At 39.3% G+C, this 6,546-nt stretch carries 6 protein-coding genes; 2 read left to right on the top strand and 4 right to left on the bottom strand.

Features of this window, described 5'->3' with window-relative positions:
• Positions 1-300: 300 nt before the first annotated feature.
• The 4 genes from thrB to ACX9YW_RS22620 form a co-directional block, all read right to left on the bottom strand.
• Positions 301-1,194, bottom strand: a complete 894-nt coding sequence (thrB, locus tag ACX9YW_RS22635; protein ID WP_460350926.1) for a homoserine kinase — start codon at positions 1,192-1,194, stop codon at positions 301-303.
• Complete coding sequence (locus ACX9YW_RS22630; RefSeq protein WP_460350924.1) at positions 1,184-1,315, bottom strand: hypothetical protein; 132 nt, start codon at positions 1,313-1,315, stop codon at positions 1,184-1,186. Before ACX9YW_RS22630 ends, thrB begins: the two co-directional genes overlap by 11 nt.
• Before the next feature lie 17 nt (positions 1,316-1,332).
• Positions 1,333-3,717, bottom strand: coding sequence for a polyprenyl synthetase family protein (locus ACX9YW_RS22625; RefSeq protein ID WP_460350922.1), 2,385 nt, complete (start codon positions 3,715-3,717; stop codon positions 1,333-1,335).
• Positions 3,718-3,950: 233 nt separating this feature from the next.
• On the bottom strand, positions 3,951-4,319 hold the full coding sequence (locus ACX9YW_RS22620; protein WP_460350920.1) for a VOC family protein: 369 nt from the start codon (positions 4,317-4,319) through the stop codon (positions 3,951-3,953).
• A 307-nt stretch (positions 4,320-4,626) separates the two neighbouring features.
• On the opposite strand from ACX9YW_RS22620, the gene ACX9YW_RS22615 reads away from it, so the two are divergent.
• Together ACX9YW_RS22615 and ACX9YW_RS22610 are read left to right on the top strand one after the other, a co-directional pair.
• Positions 4,627-5,247 carry a TetR/AcrR family transcriptional regulator gene (locus ACX9YW_RS22615; protein ID WP_460350918.1) on the top strand — a complete coding sequence of 207 codons (621 nt, stop codon included), beginning with the start codon at positions 4,627-4,629 and terminating at the stop codon, positions 5,245-5,247.
• Positions 5,231-6,301, top strand: coding sequence for an alpha/beta fold hydrolase (locus ACX9YW_RS22610; RefSeq protein ID WP_460350916.1), 1,071 nt, complete (start codon positions 5,231-5,233; stop codon positions 6,299-6,301). Before ACX9YW_RS22615 ends, ACX9YW_RS22610 begins: the two co-directional genes overlap by 17 nt.
• Positions 6,302-6,546: the final 245 nt, after the last annotated feature.

Raw genomic sequence — 6,546 nt, 5'->3', positions numbered from 1 at the left:
ATTCAAGCTTGCTTTTCGGTCATTTTGTCGTAGAGACCGTTTCTCTACGACATTTCAAGCTTACTCTTTAATCATTTTGTCGTAGAGACGGCTTCTCTACGACAATTCAAGCTTGCTTTTCGGTCATTTTGTCGTAGAGACCGTTTCTCTACGACATTTAAGCTTACTCTTTAATCATTTTGTCGTAGAGACGGCTTCTCTACGAAAATTCAAGCTTGCTTTTCGGTCATTTTGTCGTAGAGACGGCTTCTTTACAACTTTTTCAGTGGTCTCGACCTGTCCGCAAGTCCCCATAAACCACTATTTCACCATACTCCCCCAAAAATCAATCTCCAAATGCCGAATCTTTTTATCCGAAAAAACCTTCGAGAGTTTACTTACTAGTAGGGAGCGGTGCGATTTTTCAACAAAGGCAAGAACAGTCGGACCTGCACCACTTAGGGCAACACCAAATGCTCCATTTGCTTTTGCAACACGTTCAAATTCTCCATAAACACCAATTAAACTCCTTCGATAAGGTTGATGGAATAAATCTTTCTCCATCATTTTTCCGGCTAGCTGCCAATTTCCACTAAGTAACGATGCAACGAGTACATTTGCTATAGAAGATGCCTCGACTGCCTCTTTAAAAGACAAGACAGCTGGCAATACCTGGCGAGATTCCGTAGTCAATAATGTCTCATCTGGTATGTAGGCTACCAATTCAAAGCCTAATTTATAATAGGATAGTAGTTCCACTTCATTTTCCAAACAACTTCCAATGACTAGCCCACCATAAAGAGAGGCTCCTACATTGTCAGGGTGACCTTCAAACTCCATCGCAAGCTTTAATTTTTCCTGCTTTGAAAGATTTAGTTCACAAGCGTGATTAGCTAATTCGATAGCAGCAACGATTGCAGCAGCACTGGAGCCAAGGCCTTTAGCCAATGGAATTTCTGAGTCCATGTTGATTTTGCATGGTGGTAGGGATTTATTGAATCGGAAACTTACCTCTTCAGCCATTTGGAAAATAGGATGGGATTGATTGGTTGGAAAGTGACATAGCTCAGGTGATGCGGAGGTGATTTCCCATGAACTTGAAGGGGTAACCTCTAGCGTTAAATATAAGCCTATGGCCAAACCGATGGAATCAAAGCCTGGACCAAGGTTGGCCGAGCTCGCAGGCACTTTAATCACGAAGGAATTACACACCATAAACCACTCTCCATTTCTTACAACGGTTTTTTAATAGAATGAATGGTGTGTTTCCTTCGTTTAAGCTGGACTTAATCGGTAAAAAATCTTGATCTTCCTTTAATAAGCCTTTCCATTTCATACATATACCCCACTCTATTAATGATCCCGGTTAACAATATAATTTAATAAATGCTTCAGAAAAGGGGTGTTGCGCGGGAAGTCCTCCAACACATCCATCGCAAGGCAGTAGTGTTCCCACATGGCGATTCGGGCTCCTTCAACCCCTAAAATCGATACGAAGGTGGTATGATTATTTTCAGCATCTTTTCCAACGGTCTTTCCAAGTAGGCTTTGCTCTCCCTCAACATCTAGCAAATCATCCTTAATCTGAAACGCAATGCCTGCATGATAAGCGTATTTCTTCAATCCGGCCAGCTCCTGTTCATCTACTTTAGCTAAAATGGCAGGCATCATCAGAGAGGCTTCAAACGCCAATCCAGTTTTATAAAAACTCATGAGGTTCAATCTTTCCAGTGATAATTTCTTCCCTTTTGAATTTAAATCCATTTCCTGGCCTTTACACATATCCGCTGTCATTTGGGAGGAATATTTGATTAAGCGAAGCACGGTTTTCGCATCAAATTCATCAAGAGAAGCTTGTTCCTCGATGGCCCTTTGGGTTAAGAAGAGGCCCGTTAACTCAGCCGTAGCCACATTATAAATCTGATGCAATGTTAGATTCCCTCTACGCAAGTTGGCATTATCTTGAGAAGGTAAATCATCAAAGATTAAGGAGGCGGTATGCATATATTCTAATGCTCTTAATAGAGGAGTGATGGCAGAACTGTTTAATCCATATTCATTCACGCCCATAACCCATGCCATGATGGGCCGTAATCTTTTTCCATCATTCATTAGACTATAATTTGCTGCATCAAGGATGGAGCCATTGATGACAGAATCCTTCTCTGTCTTAGCAATGGACAACGTGCTATTAATTTCGTTGCGTACACGTTCAATGGTGTCTACGAATTCTTTCTGCTCTTCTCGTTCGTTTTTCAAATTGGTCATAATATGATCTCGTAACAATTTATCAAAAAAATCGACATCATCGGCTTTATCGACCATTTTTTGAATCATACGAAAGAATGGTTGATGACTCGAAGCAAACAACTCCATCACTTCTTTATACTTAACCGCACCCATTCGTTCTTTGAAACGCTTTAGTCCATTGATGGCTCTGTCTAAAATGACCTCGCTCGTTTTACGATTGGACTGGTACACATTGTGGATTAAGTTAGAAATAACCGTCCAGTATAATTCAAAGGGGTTGATGAGGTCGGGGCGCTGCTTATGATACTTCAGGAAATACGTATAAGGAGTCACAGCTCCATTCTTCATATCATCAAACATATCCGCAAAATCATCTGCAAGCTGATTATAGATTCCATAGTAAAAGGTGCGGCTATCAAATCCCTGATCCTCAGAAGCACTAATGACGGAACGAACGATTAATCTTGAAGAAGAAGATTTTAAGATAATGGGGATAAATAGCTCTTCATTCGTATAGTCCGTGTTTGAAAGGTCTTTCTGACGATCAACCTCCTGTGATTGAAAAAAAACATACGACTGCTCAAAGAAATTTGTTCTCGTATCTGGTCTTTGATGAGCTTTAATATACTCATAAGCATCTCGTAGCTCGGAATGGATATACCTCATTAAACTAACTTTATCCTCTGGCCAAGATCCTAATTCTGGTACTGACCCCGTTATGAGAGTGGTACGAATTAACTCTGAATACTGTTGTTTCTCCTTATCTGATAAAACGTTTGCGTCTAATAAATCATCTATAAAGGGATAGGTTAAACCGTAAGAATACCCTAGTCTAATCGCCTCATCCAGTTTCTTCGCTCGTTCTTTAGCAGAGATCCCTTCCGCCATTTCTTCCAGAACGTGCATGACGACACCCGCCATAATTTTAATTAATTTGCGCTGAGCATGTTCTGCATCCATTCCCGCTGGAATATGGTCAGCAACCGTCTTAAGTTTATTCATCATCCAAATGACAGTTTCTTCAATGCCTTCCTTTTGCCCCCATCTGAATAACCCTGCCATGCTAAAATCATTTGTGACACTTCCACTTCCTGAGTCCTTGTCAGAAGTTAGTTGGTCCTTCAAGTGATCGACAACCTGTTTTACCCTTAATTGGGTTTGGGGTGAGTTCAATGATTTGCCTAGATCACGCATATAAATATACGAAATACTGCGGTCAAGATAATTCTCTAGCTTTCCTGTATAATCTAGCCATTTAATATAATTGTGATAACCAGTCGGGCTAGTCTTGCCTTTTCCGCCCGAAAATAAAGAGAACCAGGAATATTGACGAATATGGTTGTGTTTCCAGGTTTCTATATCTTTCGTTAAGGAAGAAACATAAGTCTTTTGCGAGACTTGCTCTTTGAGCGAGTCAAAGTAATAAGCAGCTCTCTTTTCCGCCAGTCCATAGCAGGTATCCGGATTAATTCTTAATACAACACGCATAGATTACATACCTCTATTTCTTATTTCCTGTTATGTATCATACGAATGAACCTATCACTTTTCTTCAAAAATATGAAAATATATTTTAAATATAATCTAACCATAACACCTTTATTACCATTGCTCTAGATGGACCAGAAAATAATTACCAAAAAAGCGCGGGGACGATTCCCGCGCTTCGGTTTATTTCGCGAATCGAATGAAACGCAAGAACCGTCCCCATGTTTCATTCTCTACTCAGTAATTCGAAGATAATATCCGTCTGGATCTGAGAGTCGGAAATCCCTTAGATTCCAAGGCTGTATTTGTAAATGACTAGAAATTGGGTAGGTCGAATTTTTAACTTTATGATAAAAAGATTCCAACTCATCGACTACGAGAACAATTTCGACACCTAAACCTTTCCGCTCATCGGTTGACTTCGTCTTTAATGGATGACTCTCAGGAAGTTTGTCCATTAAACATAAACCAATTTCAACAGCCCCATTAAACACTTCCCCATAATCATTTCCAACATATCCCTTTCGGAAGCCAAGGATCTGTTCATAAAAATGAAGAGAGGTAGCTAATTCGTTCACAAATAATTCAAATCGGATTTTCATTTTATTCCCACCTTTTTTTAATGTTTAAGGAAAGTATAGCAAGGTAAACGCCAGATAAATTCATCTAATAGATTTAGAGAGAATACAACTTTAGTCTTAGTGAAAGTACTTGCGATTCGACACGATTCTTCGTACTTCCCGGGTCGTGTGTTTTTCAGAGAAATACAATAGTATGAAATCTTTCTGTCCAACAAAATGGATTTTTTGGAATTATTTTCATAACAGGTGTAGACAATTTATGGGAGACGTGTTAAATTTTATATGACTAAAAAAACTTTTTTAGTCACAAGGATAAGGAGAGGGAAGTATGCCAAAATTTACTGAAAATGAACTTCAGGTTGTTCAACATTCCATTTATGAAAAAGGTAAACAGTTATTTATTGAATGGGGGCTTAAGAAAACCAGTATCGATGACATTATTCAAGCCTGTGATATTGGAAAAGGCACTTTTTATAAATTTTACTCTTCAAAAGAAGAGCTATTTTTTGAGATTCTAAAAAAAGAAGAATCGAATTATCAGCTTGTTGCGGAAAGTGTCGTCACCTCTGCCAAAGAGGGGGAAGAACTAATGACAATGTTAATAAAAGAACTTTTCTTCTTCTATCAATCTAATGCTTTTCTACAAATGCTTTTTGAGCGAAAAGAAATGCCGCTTATGCTGAAAAAGGTTCCCATCGAGGAAGTGATGCTGTATGCAAATGAGCAACGCCAAAAGTTTGTCAGATTGATAGAGGGTATGATGAATGACAAGAAAATCGCTTCTATAAAGCCCGAAATCGTGGAAGCGATCGTACGATCCATCTTAATATTATCTGTTCATAAGCAAGAAATTGGGGAAGAGGTATATCCGGAAGTAATGGAATATCTGCTTGAATTTGTTGGAAGAGGATTAGGAAAGGCAGGAGATAACGATGCAATTAACCATTAGAATACTAGTAGTTATCCTATTAATAGCAGTGGTGGGAATCGCTTTTTTAACTATTCACCGATACATAGGACAACAAAAGATCGAAAAAATTAGCCAAGCAATCGTGGACAAAGGCGGCATTAGTGAGGTGCGCAAGGTTAAACTTGGAGGAGTGAATCAATATATTTTAATAGAAGGAAGTAAAAAAACAAATCCTATTGTACTGATGCTTCACGGAGGACCAGGTTCACCGTTTCCATTTGGCGTCAGTTCAAGAGGTTCATTTCCTGAACTAACAGAAGATTTCACCGTGGTCTATTGGGATCAACGGGGAGCAGGGAAGTCTTATGATAAAAACATCCCTAAGGATACAATCAATCTAGAACAACTCGTTTCTGATGCAAATGAACTCGTGGACTATTTAAGAAATGAGTTTGGCCAAGACAGAATCAATCTGGCAGGTCAATCGTGGGGAACAGCAATTGGGTTAAATTTAGTCCATCGATACCCGGAAAAGTTCAATCGGTACGTGGCCAATGCGCAAATTGTTTCGATACCTGAAACTCAAAAGGTAGGATACCAATGGTTAAAAACAAAAGCTGAAAAAAACGTGAAACTTAAGAAAGAATTAGATAAGCTTGGTCAACCACCCTACACGGAAAGAGAACGAGAAGAGATATTTGGGGATTTGCTAAAGAAAAATGGTGCCTATACCTATAAGAATGAAAAGGGAGAAGGGGTATCTGAACTATCATTAATAAAAGGAGCCTGGACTTCCCCGGATTATTCACTGAAAGATTTATATGTTGGGCTAGTTTCTGGATTTCACTTTTCATGGAATGATACGTTTTTTAATGAATTCGTGCATTATGATTTTAGTGAAATAACCGATGTTCAAGTTCCGATGACGATCGTCCAAGGTAGCGAGGATTACATTGTTCCTCGAAAGGTAACAGAAGCATTCGTGGAAGAACAACAGTATCCGGATAAACATCACTATATCATCCTTGACGAGACGGCTCACTTTCCTGATTTGGATGAAATCGTGAAGATAATAAAGGATGCTTTGAAGTGAAATAGCACAACCCATGGTGGCAAAAATCGAATCCGAGTCCGAATAAGCTAGTGATTCGGACAGTACAAGGCTAAAAAAGCGAATCCGAGTCCGAATAGGGTGGTTATTCGGACAGGACAAGGCTAAAAAAGCGAATCCGAGTCCGAATAAGCTAGTGATTCGGACAGCACAAGGCTAAAAAAGCGAAGCTGAGTCCGAATAAGCTAGTGATTCGGACAGCACAAGGCTAAAAAAGCGAATCCGAG

The sequence above is a fragment of the Pseudoneobacillus rhizolycopersici genome, assembly GCF_054786815.1.
This window is presented reverse-complemented; position numbering and strand designations above follow the sequence as displayed.

Bases quoted from the DNA above. Each gene is read 5' to 3' on its own strand.
- thrB (WP_460350926.1), bottom strand. From the start codon at position 1,194: ATGGTGTGTAATTCCTTCGTGATTAAAGTGCCTGCGAGCTCGGCCAAC.
- ACX9YW_RS22630 (WP_460350924.1), bottom strand. From the start codon at position 1,315: ATGAAATGGAAAGGCTTATTAAAGGAAGATCAAGATTTTTTACCGATT.
- ACX9YW_RS22625 (WP_460350922.1), bottom strand. From the start codon at position 3,717: ATGCGTGTTGTATTAAGAATTAATCCGGATACCTGCTATGGACTGGCG.
- ACX9YW_RS22620 (WP_460350920.1), bottom strand. From the start codon at position 4,319: ATGAAAATCCGATTTGAATTATTTGTGAACGAATTAGCTACCTCTCTT.
- ACX9YW_RS22615 (WP_460350918.1), top strand. From the start codon at position 4,627: ATGCCAAAATTTACTGAAAATGAACTTCAGGTTGTTCAACATTCCATT.
- ACX9YW_RS22610 (WP_460350916.1), top strand. From the start codon at position 5,231: ATGCAATTAACCATTAGAATACTAGTAGTTATCCTATTAATAGCAGTG.